Consider the following 24,433-nt stretch of genomic DNA (forward strand, 5'->3'; position numbering starts at 1 on the left):
CGAGCTAACTTATGATCCTGATTATTTATGCACATCCCTATCCGCAACATTCGCATGCGAATAAAAGGATGCTTGAGCAGGTAAGGGAAATCGACGGCGTCGAAATCCGTTCGCTCTATCACCTCTATCCCGATTTCAACATCGATGTCGCGGCCGAACAGGAAGCGCTTTCTCGTGCTGATCTGATTATCTGGCAGCATCCTATGCAGTGGTACAGCGTCCCGCCGCTGCTCAAACTCTGGATCGACAAAGTGCTCTCACACGGCTGGGCTTACGGGCATGGTGCTGCTGCGCTGCACGGCAAAAGCCTGATGTGGGCTGTGACGACCGGCGGTGGTGAAGATCATTTTGCGATTGGCAGCTTCCCTGGCTTTGACGTGCTGGCTCAGCCGTTGCAGGCCACCGCGCTGTATTGCGGTCTGAAGTGGCTCCCGCCTTTTTCAATGCATTGCACTTTTATCTGCGATGACGAGACGCTGGTGGCTCAGGCCCGTCACTTCAAACAACGTCTGCTGGAGTGGCAGGAGGTGCATCATGGATAGTCATACGCTCATACAAGCCTTGATTTACCTCGGCTCAGCCGCGCTCATTGTGCCGATAGCGGTGCGCTTAGGGCTGGGTTCTGTGTTGGGATATTTGATTGCGGGCTGCATCATTGGCCCATGGGGTTTTCGTCTGGTGACTGACGCTGAGGCGATTTTGCATTTCGCTGAAATCGGCGTGGTGCTGATGCTGTTTGTTATTGGTCTGGAGCTCGATCCCCAGCGTTTATGGAAACTGCGAGCCTCGGTCTTTGGTGGCGGCTTCCTGCAAATGGCTGCGTGCGGGCTGCTCCTTGGTTTGTTTTGCATGATGATGGGACTGCGCTGGCAGGTTGCAGTGCTGATTGGCCTGACGCTGGCGCTGTCGTCTACGGCCATTGCGATGCAGGCCATGAATGAGCGGAACCTGACGGTCTCGCAGCTTGGGCGCAGTGCCTTTGCCGTGCTGCTGTTCCAGGATATCGCGGCTATCCCACTGGTGGCGATGATCCCACTGCTGGCCGCCAGCGGTGCTTCCACTACGCTTGCGGCATTCGGTCTGTCGGCGTTAAAAGTGGCTGGCGCACTGGTGCTGGTGGTGTTGCTTGGTCGCTATGTGACCCGGCCTGTTCTGCGTTTTGTGGCGCGTTCCGGGCTGCGTGAAGTGTTCAGTGCCGTAGCGCTCTTTTTGGTGTTTGGCTTCGGTTTGTTGCTGGAAGAAGTCGGCCTGTCGATGGCGATGGGGGCCTTCCTTGCCGGGGTATTGCTGGCGAGCTCCGAATATCGCCACGCGCTTGAAAGCGATATTGAACCGTTTAAGGGCCTGCTGCTCGGGTTGTTCTTTATCGGTGTCGGCATGTCTATTGATTTCGGCACGCTGGTCACGCACCCGCTGCGCATCTTGATCCTGCTGCTCGGGTTCTTGCTGATCAAAATGGTCATGCTGTGGCTGATTGCTCGTCCGCTTGGTGTGCCAAAAGCCCAACGTCGCTGGTTTGCTGTGCTGTTAGGGCAGGGCAGTGAATTTGCGTTTGTGGTGTTTGGTGCAGCGCAAATGACGAACGTGCTGGATTCAGAATGGGCAAAAGCGCTAACCCTCGCCGTTGCTTTATCGATGGCGGCTACGCCGATTTTGTTGGTTCTGCTGTCGCGTATGGAGAAATCAGGCAGTGAACAGGAACGCGAAGCCGATGAGATTGATGAAGAGCAGCCGCGAGTGATCATCGCCGGGTTCGGGCGTTTCGGTCAGATCTCCGGGCGCTTGCTGCTTTCCAGCGGGGTCAAAATGGTGATCCTCGACCATGATCCTGACCACGTTGATACGCTGCGCAAATTTGATATGAAAGTGTTTTTCGGTGACGCGACGCGTGTCGATTTGCTGGAGTCCGCCGGAGCCGCGAGAGCGGAAGTGCTGATCAACGCCATCGATGACCCTAAAACCAGTGTGCAACTGACCGAGCTTGCGAAAGAGCATTTCCCGAATCTGCGGATTATTGCTCGTGCTCGCGATATCGACCATTACATTCAACTGCGCCAGGCGGGGATTGATGCGCCGGAGCGTGAAACGTTTGAAGGGGCGTTGAAATCAGGCCGTATGGCGCTGGAAGCTTTGGGGCTTGGGCCGTATGAAGCTCGCGAACGTGCGGATGTGTTTCGGCGTTTCAATGTGCGGATGGTTGAAGAAATGGTGGATATGGCCGATGAAGACGATGCTTCGTTTGCAGCCGCGTTCAAACGCACCAGCGCCATGCTGACCGATATCATTAATGAAGACCGCAGTAACCTGTCGATGATTCAGCGTCACGGCTGGCAGGGAACGGAAGAGGGCAAACATACCGGAAATCCGGCTGACGAGCCTGAAACGAAACCTTCCGTATAACCGTGACTTAGCCAGAAGACGAAAAAATTTCGTCTTCTTTACTCTGCCGCCAGTCGACGAAAGATTATGCTTTCCGTATAGTGGCGGCAATTTTTTGCATCCGGGATACTTTCAATGATCAGTCTGATTGCGGCGTTAGCGGTGGATCGCGTTATCGGCATGGAAAACGCCATGCCCTGGAACCTGCCAGCCGATCTCGCCTGGTTTAAACGCACCACGCTGAATAAGCCTGTGGTGATGGGGCGCCTGACCTGGGAATCTATCGGTCGTCCTTTGCCTGGCCGTAAGAATATCGTCATCAGCAGCAAGCCAGGGACTGACGATCGGGTTGAGTGGGTGAAATCAGTCGATGAAGCGGTTGCTGCCTGTGGCGACGCTGAAGAGATCATGGTGATTGGCGGCGGACGCGTTTACGAACAGTTCCTGCCGAAAGCGCATCGTCTGTACCTGACGCACATTGATGCAGAAGTCGAAGGCGATACTCACTTCCCGGATTATGACCCGGACGACTGGGAATCGACCTTCAGCGAGTTCCACGACGCAGACGAGCAGAACTCACACAGTTATTGCTTTGAGATCTTAGACCGTCGTTAACAATGAATATTCAGGTAAGGTAAACCTTATCGGTTTTTTTATATACAATGGCATCCTTTGATTGAATCGGTATCGAATGGAGCCTTTGATGGATAATTACTATCAGCTAAAAATTACCCTGAAGGATATCACGCCTTCAGTCTGGCGTCGGTTTGTTGTTCCTGCTGACATCTCGCTCGATCGTCTTCATGACATTATTCAGATTGTGATGGGGTGGGAAGACTCTCACCTGCATCAGTTCGAATTCAAAAAGCAACTCTACACCGAACAGCCTGAATCTTCGAAAGAGGAAGATGAAGCGCTTATTCGCCTGAATGAGCTGTTCAAAAAGAAGGGAAATAATCTGATCTATCGTTATGATTTTGGCGATGATTGGCAGCATGAAATTCTTCTTGAAGATAAAAACTATTCTCCGGACGATATGCCGGGTCCTTTCGAATGCCTGGACGGGGAAATGGTTTGCCCAATGGAAGATTGCGGCGGACCCGGCGGATACATGGCCCTTGTGGAAGTGATCAGCGATCCGCAAGGTAATCAAGAAGAGTTTGAGGCGCTGCTGGACTTTATTGGTGTACCTGATGCCAGTGCGGAAGAAATGCGGGAGCATCTCTTTACGTTTGATATTGATGAGGTTAATTCGGGACTGGCGCTGTATGCACGCTGGTCCAGAGATCGCATGTTAACGTTGAACAGCGATGAGTAAAGCTGTTTTGTCGCCCCGGCAAGCGTAGCGCGCCGGGGAACATAGCAGGTTCAGGAAGCAACCGCCTCGCCTTCGCCCAAATCCAGATGGCGATTAGACGGCTGCACAAAGTAAGTTTTATCTTCCCAGCGCAGGCAAGTCAGTTCTCCGCCCCAGCAACAGCCTGTATCCAGCCCGTAAATGCCTTCTGGTGTACCTTTGCCTTCCAGCGATGCCCAGTGCCCGAACACCACGCTGTATTCGTCTGTGACCGGTGCAGGGATCGCGAACCACGGCTTGAGCGGGGCAGGTGCGTTTTCCGGTGACTCTTTGGTGTACATGTCCAGTTGGCCGTTCGGGAAGCAGTAGCGCATACGCGTGAAAGCATTGGTGATGAAACGCAGACGTGCCAGGCCGGACAGCTCCGTTGACCAGTGGTTTGGCAGGTCGCCGTACATCGCATCGAGGAAGAACGGATAGGAATCACTGCACAGAACGGCTTCCACATCGTGAGCACACTGCTCGGCGGTTTCCAGATCCCATTGCGGGGTGATCCCGGCGTGCGCCATGACCAGTTTTTTCTCTTTGTCGACCTGCAACAGCGGCTGACGGCGCAGCCAGTTCAGCAGCTCATCAGCATCCGGTGCTTCCAGCAGCGGGGTTAATCTGTCCTTCGGCTTATTGCGGCTAATGCCTGCAAACACGGCCAGCAGATGCAAATCGTGATTACCGAGCACGGTACGCACGCTGTCGCCCAGAGACTTCACATAACGCAGCACTTCAAGCGATGCGGGGCCTCGCGCCACCAGATCGCCCGTCAGCCAAAGGGTATCCTGCCCTGGGGTAAATTCCACCTGCTTTAACAACGCGATCAGTTCATCGTAGCAGCCGTGAACGTCGCCAATAAGGTATGTGCTCATTGTAGTAGTGCTGTATTAATGGATGAGGGCTGGCACGGCCAGACGGAAAACAGGAATATCGATGCTAAACGGATTGCCTTCAGCATCGATCATTTCATAGTGGCCTTGCATCGTGCCGAGCGGTGTTTCCAGCACGGCACCGCTGGTGTACTGATATTCGCCGCCAGGAGCAATGTGTGGCTGAACGCCAACCACACCTTCCCCCTGAACTTCGGTTTCGCGGCCATGGCCGTTGGTTATCAGCCAGTAGCGACCAAGAAGCTGAACCGATCCTCGCCCCAGATTGCGAATCGTGACCGTATAGGCAAACACATAGCGTTCATCATCGGGTGAGGACTGCGCCTCAATGTAAACGCTTTGAACCTGAATACAGACGCGGGGCGAATTGATCATGGTTTAGCTCTCCTTAGGGGGCGCGTTTTCTGACAGCCAGTTCGCCAGACGGCAATACTGGGCTACCGAGATGTTTTCTGCACGCATCGCCGGGTCGACGCCAAGCTCTGTCAGAAGCTCAACAGAGAAGAGGTTGCCGAGGCTGTTACGAATCGTTTTACGGCGTTGGTTAAACGCTTCGGTTGTAATACGACTCAGGACGCGCACGTCTTTCACCGGGTAAGGCTTGTTGCTGCCGTGCGGCACCAGGCGGACAACGGCGGAATCGACTTTCGGCGGTGGTGTGAAGGCTGTTGGCGGCACTTCCAGCACCGGTATGACGTTGCAGTAATACTGCGCCATCACGCTTAAACGACCATACGCTTTACTGTTTGGGCCTGCAACCAGACGATTGACCACCTCTTTTTGCAACATAAAGTGCATATCGGCAATGGCATCAGTATAGCTAAACAGGTGGAACATCAGCGGGGTGGAGATGTTGTACGGCAGGTTGCCGAACACGCGCAGCGGCTGACCCATTTTCTCCGACAGCTCGCCGAAGTTCATGGTCATCGCATCCTGCTGGTAAATGGTCAGTTTTGGGCCAAGGAACGGGTGCGTTTGCAGGCGTGCAGCCAGATCGCGGTCCAGTTCGATAACGGTCAGTTTATCAAGGCGTTCGCCGACGGGTTCGGTCAGCGCCGCCAGACCCGGGCCGATTTCAACCATCGCCTGGTCTTTTTGAGGATTGATGGCTGAGACAATGCTGTCGATCACAAATTGATCGTTGAGGAAGTTTTGCCCGAAGCGTTTTCGGGCTAAGTGGCCCTGATGGACTCGATTATTCATTGAGAGTTAACAATCATTTTGATGGCGAGATTAAGCGCCGTAATAAAACTGCCGACGTTCGCTTTTCCCTGGCCCGCCAGTTCAAGTGCGGTGCCGTGATCGACGGACGTACGGATAAAGGGTAAACCGAGCGTGATGTTTACTGCGCGGCCGAATCCCTGGTATTTTAGCACGGGCAGGCCCTGATCGTGGTACATCGCCAGGACTGCATCGGCATGGTCGAGATATTTTGGCTGGAAAAGGGTGTCCGCGGGCAATGGACCACTCAGGTTCATGCCTTTTGCGCGTAGCTCGTCGAGCACGGGAATGATCGTGTCGATCTCTTCCATGCCCATGTGTCCGCCTTCCCCAGCGTGGGGGTTCAGGCCACAGACCAGAACATGGGGTTCTTTGATGCCAAACTTGGTACGCAGATCGTCATGAAGAATAGTGATCACTTCACGCAGTAAATCGCCGGTAATCGCCTCGCTAATGGCTTTCAGCGGCAGGTGAGTGGTTGCCAGTGCGACTCGCAGCTCTTCTGTCGCCAGCATCATCACCACTTTCTTCGTGCCTGAACGCTCTTCAAAGAATTCGGTGTGCCCGATAAACGGGATGCCTGCATCGTTGATAATGCTCTTTTGCACAGGACCCGTGATGAGTGCAGCAAATTCACCGCTGGTGGCACCGTCACAAGCACGGGCCAGCGTTTTCACCACATAAGCGCCATTCTGAACATTAAGCGTTCCTGGCGTGACGGGAGCGTGAAGCGAGACAGGAAGCAGAGTCAATGTGCCCGCGCGCTGCGGGACAGGCTTTTGAGATGCCGCGTAAGGCAGAAGCGTTAACGGCAAACCGAGCATTGCTGCCCGGTCTGTTAAAAGCGTTTCGTCGGCGCACACCACCAGTTCAACCGGCCAGTCTGGCTGGGCGAGCTGAACCACGAGGTCCGGGCCAATCCCGGCGGGTTCGCCGGGAGTGATAACAACACGCTGTGGCTGCGTCATTAGTTGCTCAGAATTTTAACGTACGCGCTGGCACGCTGTTCCTGCATCCAGGTCGCTGCTTCTTCTGAGAACTTGCGGTTCATCAGCATGCGGTAAGCACGGTCTTTCTGAGCAGCATCGGTACGGTCAACGTTACGGGTGTCCAGCAACTGAATCAGGTGCCAGCCGAAAGAGGAGTGAACCGGTGCGCTGATTTCGCCTTTCTGCAACTTCAACAGTGCATCACGGAACGCAGGATCGTACATATCCGGCGAACCCCAACCCAAATCACCGCCCTGGTTGGCAGAACCTGGATCCTGAGAAAGCTCTTTTGCCGCTTTGTCGAAGGTGGTTTTGCCGCTCTTAATATCAGCCGCCGCCTCTTCCAGCTTCGCACGTGCCTGATCGTCCGTCATGATTGGCGATGGCTTCAGCAGGATGTGACGGGCGTGAACTTCCGTCACCGAAATGCTTTGGGTTTGACCACGCAGATCGTTCACTTTGAGGATATGGAAGCCAACACCAGAACGAATCGGACCGATAATGTCGCCTTTCTTCGCGGTGCTCAGTGCCTGGGCGAAGATAGAAGGCAGTTCCTGAATACGTCCCCAACCCATCTGGCCGCCTTTCAGCGCCTGCTGGTCTGCAGAGTAGGTGATAGCCAGTTTACCGAAGTCAGCGCCACCTTTGGCCTGATCGACGACAGAACGCGCCTGACTTTCAGCCTCTTTGACCTGATCGGAAGAGGGGTTTTCCTGCAGCGGAATCAGAATGTGGCTCAGGTTCAGTTCGGTGCTGGCATCATTCTGGTTACCAATTTGGGACGCCAGCGCGTCAACTTCTTGTGGCAGAACGGTAATACGGCGCCGCACTTCATTGTTACGCACTTCAGAGATAATCATCTCTTTGCGGATCTGAGCGCGATAGGTGTTGTAGTTCATGCCGTCATAGGCCAGACGGCTACGCATCTGATCCATGGTCATGTTGTTCTGTTTTGCAATGTTGGCAATGGCGGCATCAAGCTGGTTGTCGGAGACTTTCACGCCCATCTTTTGGCCCATTTGCAGGACAATCTGATCCATGATCAGACGTTCCAGAATCTGGTGCCGCAGGGTGGCGTCATCCGGCAGCTGTTGGCCTGCCTGGCCTGCACTGCCTTTAACGGACTGCATCATACCATCGACGTCGCTTTCCAGTACCACGCCGTTATTCACGACTGCTGCGACTTTATCGACAACCTGTGGGGCGGCGAAACTGGTATTCGCAACCATGGCGATACCGAGAAGCAGCGTTTTCCAGTTCTTCATACTCTTTCCATTTCAATTAACCGCAAAGGCGGATTACGTTTTTAAACTGTGACGTTACAAAGAGCTCTGATACGGCATAATCGGCGTACGCAGCATCTGCTGAGTGCCCAGGCCATAGTTAGAGCTCAGGCCGCGCAGTTCAACATTGAAGCCGATGACGTTGTCGTATTTCCCTTGCGCGTTCGGGCTATCCCAACCGTTGAGTTTACGTTCGTAACCCAGGCGGAGGGCGTAGCAGCAAGAGTTGTACTGCACACCGAGCATCTGATCGGCAGGCTTATTGGCGTTGGTGTCGTAGTAATACGCACCGACAACCGACCAGCGATCAACCACCGGCCAGCTTGCTGTCATACCGACCTGAGAAATACCGTCTTTGTACTGCTGTGCCGTGGAGTAAGAAGGCAGCGTGGCCTGAATATACTCCGGGCTTGCGTAACGGTAGCTAAACTGCACTAAACGATCCTGATCGCGGCGGTACTCAATGGTGCCGTTCCCGGTGGCGACGTTATCCAGACGAGTATCGTACTGAACGCCACCGCGCAGGCCCCAGAAATCGCTAATGCGCCAGTAGGTATCGCCAGCCCACACCAGAGAGCCTTTTTGATCGCTTGCAGACCAGTCATCACTTTCATCACCCGTACGAGTCGGGGTGAAATAGTAGATTTGACCCACAGACACGTTAAAACGTTCAACCGCATTTTCATCATAAACGCGGGACGTGACGCCCGTGGTGACCTGGTTGGCTGAGGCAATGCGGTCAAGACCACTGTAGCTGCGGTCGCGGAACAGGCCGCTGTAGTCCGACTGCAGCAGTGTGGAATCGTACTGCATGATATTGCTTTGGTCTTTGTACGGCACATACAGATACTGAACGCGCGGTTCCAGCGTCTGGATATAACCCTGAGACCAGTCCATATCACGCTCGAAGACCATCTTGCCGTCAATCTTGAACTGCGGCAGAACGCGGCTAACAGACTCTTTCAAATCCGCGTTGTAATGTTGGTTATACCATTCGACATCGCTTTGCTGATAGTGAGTCGCCATCAGTTTGGCTTCAGTATCAAGACTTCCCCAGCCGTTGGACAGCGGCAGGTCGATAGTCGGTTCGATATGGACACGCGTGGCTTCTGGCAGGTCATCGTTGGTGTTAACGAAGTGCGCAACCTGGCCATAAATACGGGTATCAAACGGGCCCACGTCGTTCTGATAGAAGTTCACATCCAGCTGTGGCTGCGACGCGTAAGAGCTGTTGCTCTGGGTGTCGAAGACCTGGAACTGCTTGGAGGATACGGTGGCGTTAAAGTTCTCAACCGCATAGCCGGCGCTGAATTTCTGCGTGGCGTAGCCGTCAGTACTTGAACCGTATTTCGAGTCGAAATCGTTAAAGTAATAGGGGTCACTGACCTTGGTGTAGTCGACGTTGAAGCGCCACACCTGATCCATCACCCCGCCGTGTTTCCAGTAGAACAACCAGCGACGGCTATCGTCACTTGGGTGCTCATCGTCATACACCTTGTCAGACGGCAGATAGTCAAATTCAAAGAGGCCGGAACCTGCCTGAGTCAGGTAGCGGAATTCGTTCTCCCACATGACGCCGCCACGCTTTTCCATATAGTGCGGCGTAATGGTGGCATCGAAGTTTGGCGCAATGTTCCAGTAGTACGGCAGGTAGAATTCAAAGCCGTTGTTGCTGCTGTATTTTGCGTTAGGGATCAGGAAGCCCGAGCGGCGTTTGTCACCAATCGGTAATTGAAGATAAGGGCTGTAGAACACCGGCACGGGGCCAATTTTGAAGCGGGCGTTCCAGATTTCGGCCACTTCTTCCTGACGGTCCTGAATCACTTCGCTGCCGACTACGCTCCAGGTGTTAGAACCTGGCAGACAGGAGGTAAAAGTGCCGTTATCAAGAATGGTGTAGCGGTTTTGTCCACGCTGTTTCATCACGTCAGCGGTGCCGCGACCCTGCCTGTCCACCATCTGGTAGTTACCGTCCCAGACGTTGGTATCTTTGGTATTCAGGTTCGACCAGGCTTTCGGACCTTTCAGGATCACCTGATTGTCGTCATAGTGTACATTGCCCAGCGCATCGACGGTTCTCACCGGATCAGCCTGATCTGGCGCCTGCTTCTGGTGCAATTGCACTTCATCGGCCTGTAAGCGGCTATTGCCCTGATTGATATCGACATTGCCGGTAAATACGGCATTATCAGGGTAATTCCCTTTGGCGTGATCGGCATTGATGGTGACAGGCAGATTATTAGTATCCCCCTGGACCAGCGGACGATTATAGCTTGGTACCCCCAGCATACATTGTGATGCGAGGTCGGCCGCCGCACCCGATTGGCTGTAAAGGGCGCTGGCGATCAGGGTAGCCAGAAGGGTGGGAATACGTTTTTTCATACGTTTTATTAGTTGTTCCGTCATCTGTGGCTTCGCGGCTTGCAAACGGTCAGAGACTAACGTACTCATCGTTAACGCGCCAGTGTTAATCCTGCCGCTTCGAGCCAGTGGCGTTAGGCACTGTGTAGAATGGCGAGTATGATAAAGCAAATTATAGGTTATGTCCTGCAATGACCATCAGGTCAATGCAGGGAAACTCGCCTTTTATCAAGGCGCAAGAAAATGCCTGCGGCATGATGATTTTGACTATCCGGGGAGTCTATGCAGTATTGGGGTAAAGTGATTGGTGTGGCCGTGGCGCTGATGATGGGCGGCGGATTTTGGGGCGCAGTACTCGGGTTGCTCATTGGCCACATGTTTGACAAAGCGCGTAGCCGCAGACTCAACTTTTTTGCCAACCAGCAGGAACGTCAGTCGCTGTTCTTCGCTACCACCTTTGAAGTGATGGGGCACCTGACCAAATCCAAGGGGCGGGTGACGGAAGCGGACATTCATGTCGCCAGCATCCTGATGGATCGCATGAATCTGCACGGCGAGTCTCGTGTTGCTGCACAGCATGCCTTCCGCGTGGGTAAGGCCGATAACTACCCGCTGCGCGAGAAAATGCGTCAGCTGCGTAGCGTCTGTTTTGGTCGCTTCGATTTAATTCGGATGTTTCTGGAAATTCAGATTCAGGCCGCCTTTGCCGACGGTTCACTGCACCCGAATGAACGTGAAGTGTTGTTCGTTATTGCCGATGAGCTGGGCATTTCCCGAGCGCAGTTCGATCAGTTCCTGCGTATGATGCAAGGCGGCGCGCAGTTTGGCGGTGGATACCAGCAGCAATCGCAATCCGGCGGCGGCTGGCAACAAGCACAACGCGGGCCAACCCTTGAAGATGCCTGTAACGTGCTGGGTGTAAAGTCGACGGACGATGCGGCGACCATCAAGCGCGCGTACCGTAAGCTGATGAGCGAACATCACCCGGACAAACTGGTCGCCAAAGGTTTGCCGCCAGAAATGATGGAAATGGCGAAGCAAAAAGCGCAGGAAATTCAGAAGGCCTATGAGCTGATTAAAGAGCAGAAAGGTTTTAAATAGTTTGGGTGTAAACCCCTCTCCCTAACCCTCTCCCGCGGGGAGAGGGGACTTGGACAGGAGCTGTTTTTGCACCTTTCACCCTACAGGGAAGAGGGGCTGGAACGATGCTGCTTTTCTCCCCTCGCCCTGTGGGAGAGGGGCCGGGGGAGAGGGCATCAGGCCGCAGCGAATTAAAAATCCACCGGTGCTTTAAACGTCATGCTATTGCCAAACTTAGGATGGGTAATCGTCAGCATTTCTGCGTGCAGCAGCAGGCGAGGCGCCATCGCCAGCGCTTCTGGCGTGGCATAAAAACGGTCACCCAGAATCGGATGCCCTAACGCCTGCATATGCACGCGCAACTGATGAGAACGCCCGGTAATCGGCTTCAGCAGCACGCGTGCGGTGTTGTCATCGGCATACTCCAGCACCTCATATTCCGTCTGCGCTGATTTGCCTGTCTCGAAACAGACTTTTTGCTTCGGGCGATTCGGCCAGTCGCAGATCAGCGGTAAATCCACCAGGCCTTCTGCCTTCTCCGGATGGCCCCAGACACGTGCCAGATATTGCTTCTTCGGCTCGCGCTCGCGGAACTGACGCTTCAGCTCACGTTCTGCGGCTTTGGTCAGAGCCACCACAATCACGCCGCTGGTTGCCATATCCAGACGATGAACAGACTCCGCCTCAGGAAAATCACGCTGAATGCGTGTCATCACGCTGTCTTTGTGCTCTTCCAGACGACCCGGCACGGACAACAAGCCGCTCGGCTTGTTGACCACCATAATGTGTTCATCCTGATACAGCGTCACCAGCCAGGGATCCTGAGGCGGATTGTAGGACTCCAGTACCATAACGTTTTCCTTACTGATGCGTGACGACAATCAGTCGCAGCGCATCCAGACGCCAGCCAGCCTGCGCCAGAGCTTCCATCACCTGCTGGCGATTGCTTTCAATGGCTTCCAGCTCGTCATCACGGATGTTCGGGTTGACGGCTTTCAGCGCTTCCAGACGCGACAGTTCGGCACTCAGTTTCTCGTCCGCTTCTTGACGCGCGGCTTCAATCAAGGCCTTCGCGGTTTTCTCTACCTGCGCTTCACCCTGTTGCAGAATCGCATGCACGTCCTGCTGAACAGCGTTCACCAGCTTGCTGCCGGTGTGACGGTTCACCGCGCTTAACTGGCGGTTGAAGGTTTCGAACTCAACCTGAGCGGCCAGGTTGTTGCCATTTTTATCAACCAGCATACGGACCGGCGTTGGCGGCAGGAAGCGGTGCAACTGCAACTGCTTAGGCGCTTGCGCTTCAACTACATAAATCAGTTCCAGCAGCAGCGTACCGACCGGCAATGCTTTGTTTTTCAGCAGCGAAATGGTGCTGCTGCCCGTGTCGCCGGAAAGGATCAGATCCAGACCGTTGCGGATCAGCGGATGCTCCCAGGTCAGGAATTGCGCATCTTCGCGGGAAAGTGCGACATCACGTTCGAACGTCACGGTGCAACCGTCTTCAGGCAGGCCTGGGAAATCCGGTACCAGCATATGATCGGACGGGGTCAGCACGATCAGGTTTTCGCCACGATCGTCCTGGTTAATACCGATAATATCGAAAAGGTTCATCGAGAAACTGATGAGCCCGGTATCGTCATCCTGCTCTTCAATGCTTTCGGCCAGCGCCTGCGCTTTTTCGCCGCCGTTAGAGTTGATTTCCAGCAGGCGGTCACGCCCCTGTTCCAGTTGGGCTTTCAGCGCATCGTGCTGTTCGCGGCTGGCTTTGATCAGCTCGTCAAAACCGTCGCTGTTTTCCGGTGCAGCCAGATATTCAATCAGTTGCGTATGAACGCTATCGTAAATGGTGCGGCCTGTCGGGCAGGTGTGCTCGAACGCATCCAGACCTTCGTGGAACCAGCGCACCAGCACGGACTGAGCGGTTTTTTCCAGATACGGCACGTGGATTTGAATATCGTGAGCCTGACCGATACGGTCAAGACGACCAATACGCTGCTCCAGCAAATCCGGGTTGAACGGCAGATCGAACATCACCAGGTGGCTGGCGAACTGGAAGTTACGACCTTCTGAACCAATTTCAGAGCACAGCAGCACCTGCGCACCGGTGTCTTCTTCCGCAAACCAGGCCGCAGCACGGTCACGTTCTACAATGGACATACCTTCGTGGAAAACGGCGGCGCGTATACCTTCACGCTCGCGCAGCACTTGTTCGAGCTGCAGCGCAGTAGCGGCCTTCGCACAGATAACCAACACTTTCTGTGAGCGATGCGCGGTCAGGTAACCCATCAGCCACTCAACGCGCGGGTCGAAGCTCCACCACGTGCCGGTATCACCTTCAAACTCCTGATAAATCTGCTCCGGGTAGAGCATGTCGCGAGCGCGCTCTTCAGACGTTTTGCGCGCCCCCATAATGCCGGACACTTTAATTGCGGTCTGATACTGCGTCGGCAACGGCAGCTTGATGGTGTGCAGCTCGCGTTTCGGGAAACCTTTCACGCCATTACGGGTGTTACGGAACAGGACGCGGCTGGTGCCGTGGCGATCCATCAGCATGGCAATCAGTTCCTGACGTGCACTTTCGGCACCGTCACCACCCCTGTTTGCTGCCTGCAACAGCGGCTCGATGTCCTGCTCGCCAATCAGTTCGCTCAGGGCGTTCATCTGATCGTTATTCAGCGGCTCGCCGCTCAACAGCAGAGAAACGGCGTCGGCGACAGGGCGATAATTTTGCTGCTCTTCAACGAAATGCTCGAAATCGTGGAAACGGTTTGGATCCAGCAAACGCAGACGGGCAAAGTGACTTTCCATGCCCAGCTGTTCCGGCGTTGCAGTCAACAGCAGAATGCCTGGGACACGTTCCGCGAGCTGCTCGATAGCCTGATATTCGCGGCTTGGCGCGTCTTCGCTCCAGACCAGATGGTGGGCTTCGTCGACCACCATGATGTCCCATTCGGCATCACAGAGGTGTTCCAGGCGCTGCTTGCTGCGGCGAACAAAGTCCAGCGAGCAAATCACTAACTGTTCAGTTTCGAACGGGTTGTCGGCGTCGTGCTGCGCTTCGGCATAGCGCTCATCGTCAAACAGTGCAAAGCGCAGGTTGAAACGGCGCAGCATTTCCACCAGCCACTGGTGTTGCAGTGTTTCCGGTACCACGATCAGCACACGTTCAGCCGCGCCGGAGAGGAGCTGTTGATGCAGGATCATCCCGGCTTCAATGGTTTTCCCGAGGCCGACTTCATCGGCCAGCAAAACGCGTGGCGCATGGCGACGGCCCACGTCGTGGGCGATGTGCAACTGGTGTGGGATCAGGCTGGTGCGTTGTCCACGCAGGCCGCTCCACGGCATGCGGTACTCTTCGCTCTGGTATTTACGCGCACGGTAGCGCAGGGCGAAGCGGTCCATACGGTCAATCTGCCCGGCGAACAGGCGGTCCTGCGGCTTGCTGAAAATCAGCTTGCTGTCGAGCAGCACTTCACGCAGTACCACGCCTTCTTCTTCGGTATCCAGACGGAACCCGACGTACGCCAGCAGACCATTTTCTTCTTTTACTTCGTCAACGCGCAGCTGCCAGCCGTCGTGGCTGGTAATGGTATCGCCCGGGTTGAACATCACGCGGGTGATAGGAGAGTCGTTACGCGCATACAGACGGTTTTCACCTGTAGCAGGGTAGAGAAGGGTTACCATGCGCGCGTCCAGCGCAACGACTGTCCCTAATCCCAGCTCGCTTTCTGTATCGCTGATCCAGCGTTGACCAAGTGTAAAAGGCATATAATTTGGGCTCTATATCTTTAATTGCAGGCAATAATTGTCCTCCGCGAAAAGCTTCACGGAGAGTCAAAATTGGGGTCCAGGAATGGAAAGGGCGCTATGGTACTGGAAGCCAGGGTGTTAGTCACCTGTCAAAATAGCCCCAGTTGTCCTGTCAGTAGTGTAGCAAAATCATCGTGGACAAACGGTAAAATTCCATCGGCAACGGGTTCAAGCTGTTTGCTCAGGTAGTGTTCGTAATCCGGCGGCGACTGCTGATACGCCAGTGGCTCCGGGCCGCTGGTAGTCCAGACGTATTTGATGCTGCCGCGAGACTGATACTGTAACGGCCTGCCCAGTTTAGCATTTTGCTCATCGGCTAGCCTTGCTGCACGCACATGGGGCGGCACGTTACGCTGATATTCAGCCAGCGGGCGGCGCAATTGCTTGCGATAGACCAGCTGGTCGTCGAGCTGACCGGACATTAGCTTGTCGATGGTCTCACGAATAAAGTCCTGATACGGCTCATTGCGGAAAATGCGTCGGTAGAGCGTTTGCTGGAACTGTTGCGCCAGGGGCGTCCAGTCGGTTCGCACTGTTTCCAGCCCTTTGAACACCATACGCTGTTCTTCGCCCTCCTGAATCATTCCGGCATAGCGCTTTTTGCTGCCCGTTTCCGTGCCGCGAATCGTTGGCATCAGGAAGCGGCAAAAATGCGTTTCAAACTCCAGCTCCATCGCGCTGGTCAGGCCTTGTTTTTGCAGCTCGTTCGCCCACCATTCGTTCACAAATTGCACCAGCTCACGGCCAATACTGGCAGCAGCGTCTTCGCTGTGCGCGCGCTTCAGCCAGACAAACGTGGAGTCGGTATCGCCGTAAATCACATCGTAGCCTTTCGACTCTATCAGTTCGCGAGTCTGACGCATGATCGCGTGCCCGCGCATGGTGATCGACGAAGCCAGACGAGGATCGAAGAAACGGCAGGCACTGGTGCCCAGCACGCCGTAAAAGGCATTCATGATGATCTTCAGCGCCTGAGACAGCGGCTTATTGTGATGCGCTTTCGCCTCGTCGCGACCATGCCAAATCTGGCCGACGATATCCGGCAGGCAGTGGTTGGTGCGTGAAAACCAGGCGCCGAGGAAACCTTCCGTGCTGTGCTCGCTATCTGGTTGCGCCATCCCTTCCACCAATCCAACAGGATCGATAAGAAAAGTACGGATAATCGACGGGTACAGGCTTTTGTAATCGAGCACCAGTACGGAGTCGTACAATCCGGGGCGAGAGTCCATCACGTAGCCGCCAGGACTGGCTTGCGGCGGAACTTCGCCGAGATTCGGTGCGACGTAACCAAGCCGATGCATGCGCGGGAAATAGAGATGGCCAAAGGCCGCGACCGAACCGCCGTGTCTGTCCGCGGGCAAACCGTTGACCGTGGCGCGTTCCAGCAGGAACGGCATGATCTCGGTTTTATGGAAAATGCGGGTCACCAGCTCACAGTCTTTGAGGTTGTATTTCGCCAAAGCGGGCTTATCTTCGGCAAACCGGCGGTCAATTTCGTCCATTCTGTCCCAGGGGTTATCGATGGACTTGCCTTCGCCGAGCAGCTCCTGCGACACGTTTTCCAGCGAGAACGAAGAGAAATTCCAGAAGGCCGATTTCAGCGCCTCAATGCCGTCGATAATCAAACGGCCACTGGCCTGGGCAAAGAAAACGCCGTTTTTAAAACCGTGCTCGCGCCAGTCAATTTCCGTGTTACCGCGCCCCAGCATCAAAGGAATTCGGTAGCGTTCGGCATGTTTTTGCAGCACTTTGAGATCAAACTGCACCACATTCCAGCCGATCAGCACATCAGGATCGTGCTCCGCGAACCAGGCATTGAGTTTTTCCAGCAGTTGCGGGCGGCTGGAAACATATTCCAGCTGGAAATCCAGAGCAGACTTATCGCCGTTTTCCGGGCCGAGCATATAGACGATGCGCTGACCACAGCCTTCGAGCCCAATGCAATAGAGCTCGCCATGGCGAGTGGTTTCGATATCGAGTGAGACCCATTTTAGCGGCGGGCGATAATGAGGATTAGGTTTCAGGCGGGCGTTGACCAGCGCGTTACCCTGTTGCTCACCTTCGACCCAAACGGGCGCGGTGATAAAGCGTTCCATCAGATAGCGCTCGGGCGGGCGCACATCGGCTTCATAAACGGTAATGCCGTCTTCACGCAGCAGTTTTTCAAGACGCATCAGCTGGCGATGTGAACGGCAATAAAGCCCGAATACCGGCTGGCGGTGAAAATCTTTCAATGCGAGCGGAGCAAGGCGTGCATCTCGCTCACTGCGCAGCAACCTTTCAGTTTGCGCTCGCTGTGACTCCGGAATAAAGGCCACAGATTCCTGCGGCGCAAGCGTCACCTGCAGCGGGCCGTTATCCGTTGCCAGCCAGAATGTGACTTCCGTTCCCTGCGGGGTATCCCGCCAGTGACGGGTTAATAAAAAACCTTCTCGCGCCTGCGCCACGCACTCTTCCCAACCAATAAACCAGCGCTGAGTATAGCCTGGTTTAGTTCACTTTACTGATTTTTTGTACAGGGGTTTTAATGGCTCAGTGTCTCAAAAAACTCCAGTTCAAGGATTTTACCTTTTTGACGTACGCAATATCGTTGATAGTTATCTTCTATGCTATTTTTATCCAGATAGGTCCAGAGACAATCATATTTCTTAAAGCCTTCTTTATGCTGGATGTAATCAATAAGCATTTTCTTTTTAACTGATAATTGATGGATATTACTCCACTGAATTATGACGTATTTATTTTGGTTGTCGGGGTTGTAAGAAAAATAGTAAACATCATCATGTGATATCCAGGGTAACCTTTTCAACGCATCTGGCGTATACAACCAATAATATAATATATCTTTTTTGTGATATTGATGCTCTCCAATTGTTGCAGCAAACCAACCATAGGTAATGATTGGTGGGAGTATGAGACTTAGTGATATAATAAAAATCCATTTTCTCATTTTGTTACCACCGAGGTTGAGGGTAGTGAGGGTTGAGAAGAAAGATTACCGGTCGTTCGAAAGGACTATCTGAATAATTTTTTAAACTCTGTGTAGAAACAGAGCCATAGAGTTCATGGTTTATGCGTGATGAAGATTCTTTAAAGAAATCATCTCGCGGTCTTCCTCTAAATTCACTCAGAAAAAAATTGTTATACTCATGTCCAAAGGGTTTAATATAATTTAGCCATTGCGGTAATGGCTTTCTAATAGGATGGCCATACCTGAATGGAGGCCGGCCAGAAAACAACAGTGGAGAAAACTCAGCGTTTTTGTAACCCCCGATAGAGCCATGAGCATCCCATATTTGTAATGCTGTCTCATAAGGTACGGGCTTTGCCCGCCAGAGAGGGTCTGGACCGGAGCCGAAAACACGATAAAAGCCGATAAGATCAGAGACCAAATCTTCAGCACTAAAGCCACTGTCAGTGTACCAATTAAAAAGAATCGAATTTTGCCATGCTTCGAACCTTTTTGCGGTCCCGCACATAATTGTCAGCGCAACTCTAGCTTTAAGCTCTCTTGTTAGGCACGTTTTCACCATTATCCGAGAGATTACTCCTGTGTTGAATATTAAGTCCGTGCCAAAAAGATGGCTTTTTTTTGTCATTTCCTGATGATAGGAAACAGGGAAGTACCATTGATTGAACTCTTCAATGTACTCAGAGGAAGCTTCTTGCTCAAGTTGTACTTTTAGCGATCTGGCATCATTTCCTTGCGCATGCCCTAGATCAATCCATCCCAGGATTTCAGTGTATACCAAGCCACTTTTTCTTGTGGTGGAAAATATCCCGCTTGTAATATCACGACGATTGCTCATAAACATTCTCCTTTGCTGTCTGTTTTTATAGCAAAGGGAGTTGCTCTAAACAAATATGGTATTTTTATTGGTCGCTAGAAAGGATTGATAATAAATATAACAGAGGGCGCTAAACTTTTCAGGGCCCCCTGTGGCTCACTGTCCGTAATAAGCTTTAGCTCCATGTTTACGAAGATAGTGTTTGTCGAGCAGAGTTTGCTGCATATCCGGTAGCTGTGGCGCTAGCTGGCGGCAGAAAATGCCCATATAGGCCACTTCTTCCAGCACGATGGCGTTGTGTACCGCATCTTCTGCATTTTTCCCCCAGGCAAACGGGCCGTGAGAATGGACGAGCACGCCTGGCATTTGGGCGGCATCGATACCTTGTTTTTCGAAGGTTTCAACGATGACGTTGCCGGTTTCCCATTCGTACTGACCGTTGATTTCGGCATCGGTCATTTTACGGGTGCAGGGAATGCTGCCGTAGAAATAGTCGGCGTGGGTTGTGCCTGTGGCCGGAATGGACTGGCCGGCCTGCGCCCAGATTGTCGCGTGACGAGAATGGGTGTGGACGATGCCGCCGATGGACGGAAACGTCAGGTACAGCAGGCGATGGGTCGGCGTATCCGACGACGGTTTTTTATTCCCTTCGATCACTTCACCGGTTTTCAGACTGACCACCACCATATCTTCTGCGGTCATCACGCTGTAATCCACACCGGAAGGTTTGATAACCAGCACGCCGCGCTCTCTGTCGACCGCGCTGACGTTGCCCCAGGTGAGGGTCACGAGATTGTGCTGCGGGAGCTGGAGATTGGCTTCCAGCACCTGTTGTTTTAATGCTTCAAGCATTGTGCTCTCCTTGCCGGGTGGCGCTTCGCTTACCCGGCCTACATTAGCCTGTAGGCCCGGCAAACGAAGTGCCGCCGGGCAATCACTCAGCGTTTAGACCCGTAATAAACCTCGTTCCAGCGCAGCGAATCTTTAAACGCTGGCAGGCGAGTGTCGTTGTCGATGACGGTCAGTTCGATATCATGCAGCTCGGCAAACTGGCGCATATCGTCCAGCGTCAACGCGTGACTGAACACGGTGTGGTGCGCGCCACCCGCGACAATCCACGCTTCTGACGCCACTTCCAGGTTCGGATGCGCTTTCCACAGCGCATTGGCTACCGGCAGTTTTGGCAGGTTGTGTGGGGTTTTGACGGTTTCAATGGTGTTGACCAGCAGACGGAAGCGATCGCCCAGATCGACCAGGCTTGCGACCAGCGCCGGGCCGGTTTTGGTGTCGAAAATCAGGCGTGCTGGATCGGCTTTTCCGCCAATGCCCAGATGCTGCACGTCGAGGATCGGTTTTTCAGCGGTTGAAATAGTCGGGCAGATTTCCAGCATGTGGGAGCCCAACACCAGGTCGTTGCCATTATCGAAGTGGTAGGTGTAATCCTCCATAAAGGAGGTGCCGCCCTGCAGACCGGTCGACATCACCTTCATGATGCGAAGCAGAGCGGCAGTTTTCCAGTCGCCTTCGCCCGCAAAGCCGTAACCCTGCTGCATCAGACGTTGTACTGCCAGGCCCGGAAGTTGTTTCAGGCCATGCAAGTCTTCAAAGGTGGTGGTGAACGCATGGAAGCCGCCTTGTTCAAGGAAGCGCTTCATCCCCAGTTCGATGCGGGCTGCATCCAGCACGTTTTGGCGCTTATCGCCGTGTATCTGCGCGGCAGCGGTCAGGCGATAGCTGCTTTCGTATTCATCGACCAGCGCGCTGACATCGCCGTCGGAAATTTCATTGACGACCTGCACCAAATCGCCCACGGCCCAGGTGTTCACTGAGAAGCCAAATTTGATTTGCGCTGCCACTTTATCGCCATCGGTCACGGCAACTTCACGCATGTTATCGCCGAAGCGCACGACTTTCAGCTGGCGCGTATCCTGTTTTGACACCGCCTGACGCATCCACGAGCCAATGCGCTCATGAGCGTGTTTATCCTGCCAGTGACCCGTGACAACGCTATGCTGCTGGCGCATACGAGCGCCAATGAAGCCGAACTCGCGGCCGCCGTGCGCGGTCTGGTTCAGGTTCATAAAGTCCATATCGATGCTGTCCCACGGCAGGGCAGCGTTGAACTGGGTGTGGAACTGCAGCAGCGGTTTGTTGAGGATAGTCAGGCCGTTGATCCACATTTTGGCCGGAGAGAACGTGTGCAGCCACACCACTAACCCGGCGCATTTGTCGTCATAGTTAGCATCGCGACAGATAGCCGTTATCTCATCCGGCGTGGTGCCCAGCGGCTTCAGTACCAGTTTGCACGGCAGTTTGGCTTCGGCGTTCAGCGCATTGACCACATGCTCCGCGTGTTGCGTGACCTGACGCAGCGTTTCCGGGCCATACAGATGCTGACTGCCAATCACAAACCAGATTTCGTCGTTTTTAAAAATCGTCATCTTCATTTCCTTAATGCGTCAGGGCTGACTGAGCGACCGGCTTGTTTCCGGTTGATGCTGCTGCAGGGAGATAGTGTTGTTCGGCGCTCTTCGCCCACTGGAGATAGCGCTGATAAAGCTGTTCAAAGCGTTGAGCCTGGGCAGGACGAGGCTCAAGGGTATGTTCGATGCTGCTGGCCATTTTCTGCTGCGCGGCGGGAATATCTGAGTGAACGCCAGCGGCTACGGCGGCGAAGATGGCGGCACCCAGAGCGCAACACTGATCGGAGGCGACAATCTGCAAGGGGCGATTCAGCACGTCGCAGCAGGCCTGCATGATCTCGACGTTTTTGCGGGCGATGCCGCCAAGCGCCATCACGTTATCCACCGGAATGCCTTGCGTGGTGAAGCATTCCATAATGGCGCGTGCACCGAAGGCCGTGGCGGCAACCAGACCACCAAACAGCGCGGGGGCATCGGTTGCCAGATTCAGGTCGGTAATCACCCCTTTCAGGCGCTGATTCGCATTCGGCGTACGGCGACCGTTAAACCAGTCGAGCACCACAGGCAGATGTTCCAGAGAAGGTTTTTGCGCCCATGCCGCGGTTAATGCAGGCAGAAGCTGTTTTTGACTGGCTTTGATTTGTTCTTTCAGTTCCGGATGCTGCGCCGCCAGTTGTTCCAGCGGCCAGCCAAGAATGCGACCGAACCAGGCGTAGATATCGCCGAAGGCGGATTGCCCGGCTTCCATGCCGAGGAAGTCAGGCGTGACGCTGCCATCAACCTGGCCGCAAATGCCTTGTACCGCGCGATCGCCCACGCTGGCTTTATCGGCAATCAGGATGTCGCAGGTTGATGTGCCGATAACTTTGACCAGTGTGTTGGGCTGCGCGCCTGCGCCAACTGCGCCCATGTGGCAATCAAAAGCACCGCCTGAAATCACCACGCTTTCCGCCAGGCCCAGGCGCAGTGCCCATTCTGCGTTCAGCGTGCCAACCGGGATGTCGGCTGTGAACGTGTCGGTGAATAACGGGTAGCTAAGGTGTTGATTGAGCACGGGATCGAGGTCGTCGAAGAAACTCGCGGGAGGCAAACCGCCCCAACTCTCGTGCCACAGGGATTTATGCCCGGCGCTGCAACGCCCGCGGCGAATATCCTGCGGGCGCGTTGTGCCTGAAAGCAGCGCAGGAACCCAGTCGCAAAGCTCAATCCAGGAAGTGGCGGCCTGTGCCACGCTGTGGTCGGCGCGGGTGACATGCAGAATTTTGGCCCAGAACCACTCGCTGGAGTAAATCCCGCCGATATAGCGTGAATAATCGATTTTTCCGGGTTGATGGCAAAGACGGGTGATCGCTTCGGCTTCTTCGACGGCAGTGTGATCTTTCCACAACACAAACATGGCGTTTGGGTTGTCGGCAAATTCCGGACGTAAGGCCAACACATTGCCTTCAGCATCGATCGGCGCGGGCGTTGAGCCAGTGCTGTCTACGCCAATGCCAACGACTTCGCCCCGACGTGAGCCGAGCTCGTTCAGTACGCTTTTCAGCGCGGCTTCCATTGATTCGATGTAATCGAGAGGGTGGTGGCGAAACTGGTTGTGCGGTGCATCGCAGTAACGCCCTTCCTGCCAGCGCGGATACCATTCTACGCTGGTGGCGATTTCCTCTCCGCTGGTGGTATCTACTGCCAGCGCACGCACCGAATCGCTGCCAAAATCGAGGCCAATTGCTATTGCCATCGTGTTGCTCCATGAAGAATGTCAGGTATGGAGAAACAGTAGATATTTGCGCCCAAAAGCGTCAGGCGGGAAGCGCTAATCTTATGGACAATAATGCTGTGGCGATACAAAGTGTGACGCTGTGCAAATAATCTCTCATGCTATTTCCGCCTTTTTCGCTTCGCTGGCAATATGGACAATTGATTTCCTTATCAGCCTGCTGAGTGAGCGCATTTATGCCTGAACCCCAGAACGATCCGCTGTTGCCTGGCTACTCCTTTAATGCCCATCTGGTGGCGGGATTAACGCCTATTGAAGCCGACGGCTATCTGGATTTTTTCATCGATCGGCCGCTGGGGATGAAAGGCTTTATCCTCAATCTGACAGTGCGTGGGGAAGGGGTCATCAACAATCAGGGACATCAGTTCGTCTGCCGCCCGGGCGATATTGTGTTGTTCCCGCCAGGCGAAATTCACCATTATGGCCGTCACCCTGACGCCAGCGAGTGGTATCACCAATGGGTTTATTTCCGCCCACGCGCCTACTGGCATGAGTGGCTTGCGTGGCCGACGCTGTTTGCTCAAACAGGGTTTTATCGCCCGGACGAAGCGCATCAGGCGCTGTTTGCCGATTTGTTCGGTCAGATTATCGAGGCCGGACAGGGGTTAGGGCGCTATTCTGAGCTGTTGGCGATTAACCTGCTGGAGCAGCTTTTGCTGCGCCGAATGGAAGTGATCAACGAATCGCTGCATCCGCCGATGGATAACCGCGTGCGGGATGCCTGCCAGTACATCAGCGACCATCTGGCAGACAGCCAGTTTGATATCGCAAGCGTCGCCCAGCATGTTTGCCTGTCGCCTTCTCGCCTTTCACATCTGTTCCGCCAGCAGCTGGGCGTCAGCGTGCTGAGCTGGCGCGAAGATCAACGTATCAGCCAGGCTAAGCTGCTGCTCAGCACCACGAGGATGCCGATTGCCAGCGTCGGGCGAAACGTTGGGTTTGAAGACCAGCTCTACTTTTCTCGCGTCTTCAAGAAATGTACCGGAGCGAGCCCGAGCGAATTCCGCGCGGGTGTAAACAATGTGTGAAAAAAGTGAACCCTTAGCGCGCTATCCCGGCCCTGAGTTGTAAACTATTCAGACAATTGTCG

General features: G+C 54.2%; 20 protein-coding genes. 6 read left to right on the forward strand and 14 right to left on the reverse strand.

Features of this window, described 5'->3' with window-relative positions; translation table 11 throughout:
* Window positions 1-11: 11 nt before the first annotated feature.
* From kefF to ACLW56_RS02795, 4 genes are all read left to right on the forward strand, one after another.
* Complete coding sequence (gene kefF, locus ACLW56_RS02780) at window positions 12-542, forward strand: glutathione-regulated potassium-efflux system oxidoreductase KefF (RefSeq protein ID WP_330982295.1); 531 nt, start codon at window positions 12-14, stop codon at window positions 540-542.
* On the forward strand, window positions 535-2,400 hold the full coding sequence (gene kefC, locus ACLW56_RS02785; protein WP_330982296.1) for a glutathione-regulated potassium-efflux system protein KefC: 1,866 nt from the start codon (window positions 535-537) through the stop codon (window positions 2,398-2,400). The genes kefF and kefC overlap by 8 nt, the downstream gene beginning before the upstream one ends.
* A 114-nt stretch (window positions 2,401-2,514) precedes the next feature.
* Entirely contained in the window at window positions 2,515-2,994 is a 480-nt protein-coding gene (gene folA / locus ACLW56_RS02790; protein WP_330982297.1) for a type 3 dihydrofolate reductase, read from the forward strand.
* Between the two features lie 88 nt (window positions 2,995-3,082).
* Window positions 3,083-3,697 (forward strand): plasmid pRiA4b ORF-3 family protein, encoded by a 615-nt coding sequence (locus tag ACLW56_RS02795; protein WP_330982298.1) that lies wholly within the window; start codon window positions 3,083-3,085, stop codon window positions 3,695-3,697.
* Window positions 3,698-3,747: 50 nt separating this feature from the next.
* Here the strand turns inward: ACLW56_RS02795 and apaH are convergent, their stop codons facing one another.
* Genes apaH through lptD form a run of 6 tightly spaced genes read right to left on the reverse strand, consistent with a single transcriptional unit; the run spans window position 3,748 to window position 10,489 of the window.
* Window positions 3,748-4,596: a bis(5'-nucleosyl)-tetraphosphatase (symmetrical) ApaH gene (gene apaH / locus ACLW56_RS02800; protein ID WP_330982299.1), complete on the reverse strand. Its 849-nt coding sequence runs from the start codon at window positions 4,594-4,596 to the stop codon at window positions 3,748-3,750.
* A gap of 15 nt (window positions 4,597-4,611) precedes the next feature.
* Window positions 4,612-4,989, reverse strand: a complete 378-nt coding sequence (gene apaG / locus ACLW56_RS02805; protein WP_330982300.1) for a Co2+/Mg2+ efflux protein ApaG — start codon at window positions 4,987-4,989, stop codon at window positions 4,612-4,614.
* A 3-nt stretch (window positions 4,990-4,992) separates the two neighbouring features.
* Window positions 4,993-5,817, reverse strand: a complete 825-nt coding sequence (rsmA, locus tag ACLW56_RS02810) for a 16S rRNA (adenine(1518)-N(6)/adenine(1519)-N(6))-dimethyltransferase RsmA (RefSeq protein WP_330982301.1) — start codon at window positions 5,815-5,817, stop codon at window positions 4,993-4,995.
* A complete protein-coding gene (gene pdxA / locus ACLW56_RS02815) occupies window positions 5,814-6,803 on the reverse strand; it encodes a 4-hydroxythreonine-4-phosphate dehydrogenase PdxA (protein WP_330982302.1) in 990 nt (329 codons plus the stop codon). Before pdxA ends, rsmA begins: the two co-directional genes overlap by 4 nt.
* Complete coding sequence (gene surA / locus ACLW56_RS02820; protein WP_330982303.1) at window positions 6,803-8,089, reverse strand: peptidylprolyl isomerase SurA; 1,287 nt, start codon at window positions 8,087-8,089, stop codon at window positions 6,803-6,805. Before surA ends, pdxA begins: the two co-directional genes overlap by 1 nt.
* Before the next feature lie 54 nt (window positions 8,090-8,143).
* Window positions 8,144-10,489: an LPS assembly protein LptD gene (lptD, locus tag ACLW56_RS02825; RefSeq protein ID WP_330982304.1), complete on the reverse strand. Its 2,346-nt coding sequence runs from the start codon at window positions 10,487-10,489 to the stop codon at window positions 8,144-8,146.
* Window positions 10,490-10,750: 261 nt separating this feature from the next.
* Between lptD and djlA the strand changes: the two genes are divergently transcribed.
* Window positions 10,751-11,569, forward strand: a complete 819-nt coding sequence (gene djlA, locus ACLW56_RS02830; protein WP_330982305.1) for a co-chaperone DjlA — start codon at window positions 10,751-10,753, stop codon at window positions 11,567-11,569.
* Window positions 11,570-11,739: 170 nt separating this feature from the next.
* Here djlA and rluA read toward each other — a convergent pair whose 3' ends face one another.
* From rluA to araB, 8 genes are all read right to left on the reverse strand, one after another.
* Window positions 11,740-12,399, reverse strand: coding sequence for a bifunctional tRNA pseudouridine(32) synthase/23S rRNA pseudouridine(746) synthase RluA (gene rluA, locus ACLW56_RS02835; protein WP_330982306.1), 660 nt, complete (start codon window positions 12,397-12,399; stop codon window positions 11,740-11,742).
* A 10-nt stretch (window positions 12,400-12,409) separates the two neighbouring features.
* On the reverse strand, window positions 12,410-15,316 hold the full coding sequence (rapA, locus tag ACLW56_RS02840) for an RNA polymerase-associated protein RapA (RefSeq protein ID WP_330982307.1): 2,907 nt from the start codon (window positions 15,314-15,316) through the stop codon (window positions 12,410-12,412).
* A gap of 131 nt (window positions 15,317-15,447) precedes the next feature.
* A complete protein-coding gene (gene polB, locus ACLW56_RS02845) occupies window positions 15,448-17,805 on the reverse strand; it encodes a DNA polymerase II (protein ID WP_330982308.1) in 2,358 nt (785 codons plus the stop codon).
* Between the two features lie 77 nt (window positions 17,806-17,882).
* Entirely contained in the window at window positions 17,883-18,308 is a 426-nt protein-coding gene (locus tag ACLW56_RS02850) for a hypothetical protein (protein WP_330982309.1), read from the reverse strand.
* A 4-nt stretch (window positions 18,309-18,312) separates the two neighbouring features.
* Window positions 18,313-19,167, reverse strand: a complete 855-nt coding sequence (locus ACLW56_RS02855) for a hypothetical protein (protein WP_330982310.1) — start codon at window positions 19,165-19,167, stop codon at window positions 18,313-18,315.
* Window positions 19,168-19,302: 135 nt separating this feature from the next.
* The gene (araD, locus tag ACLW56_RS02860) at window positions 19,303-19,998 is read right to left on the reverse strand and encodes an L-ribulose-5-phosphate 4-epimerase (protein WP_330982311.1); all 696 of its coding nucleotides are present in this window, start codon (window positions 19,996-19,998) and stop codon (window positions 19,303-19,305) included.
* An 86-nt stretch (window positions 19,999-20,084) separates the two neighbouring features.
* A complete protein-coding gene (araA, locus tag ACLW56_RS02865; protein ID WP_330982312.1) occupies window positions 20,085-21,587 on the reverse strand; it encodes an L-arabinose isomerase in 1,503 nt (500 codons plus the stop codon).
* Between the two features lie 10 nt (window positions 21,588-21,597).
* Entirely contained in the window at window positions 21,598-23,304 is a 1,707-nt protein-coding gene (gene araB, locus ACLW56_RS02870; RefSeq protein WP_330982313.1) for a ribulokinase, read from the reverse strand.
* A 215-nt stretch (window positions 23,305-23,519) separates the two neighbouring features.
* Here araB and araC point away from each other — a divergent pair, with 215 nt between their 5' ends.
* Complete coding sequence (araC, locus tag ACLW56_RS02875) at window positions 23,520-24,371, forward strand: arabinose operon transcriptional regulator AraC (protein WP_330982314.1); 852 nt, start codon at window positions 23,520-23,522, stop codon at window positions 24,369-24,371.
* Window positions 24,372-24,433: the final 62 nt, after the last annotated feature.

The organism is Pantoea sp. sgz302252 (genome assembly GCF_047713085.1).
In the GTDB taxonomy this organism is placed as follows: Bacteria; Pseudomonadota; Gammaproteobacteria; order Enterobacterales; family Enterobacteriaceae; genus Scandinavium.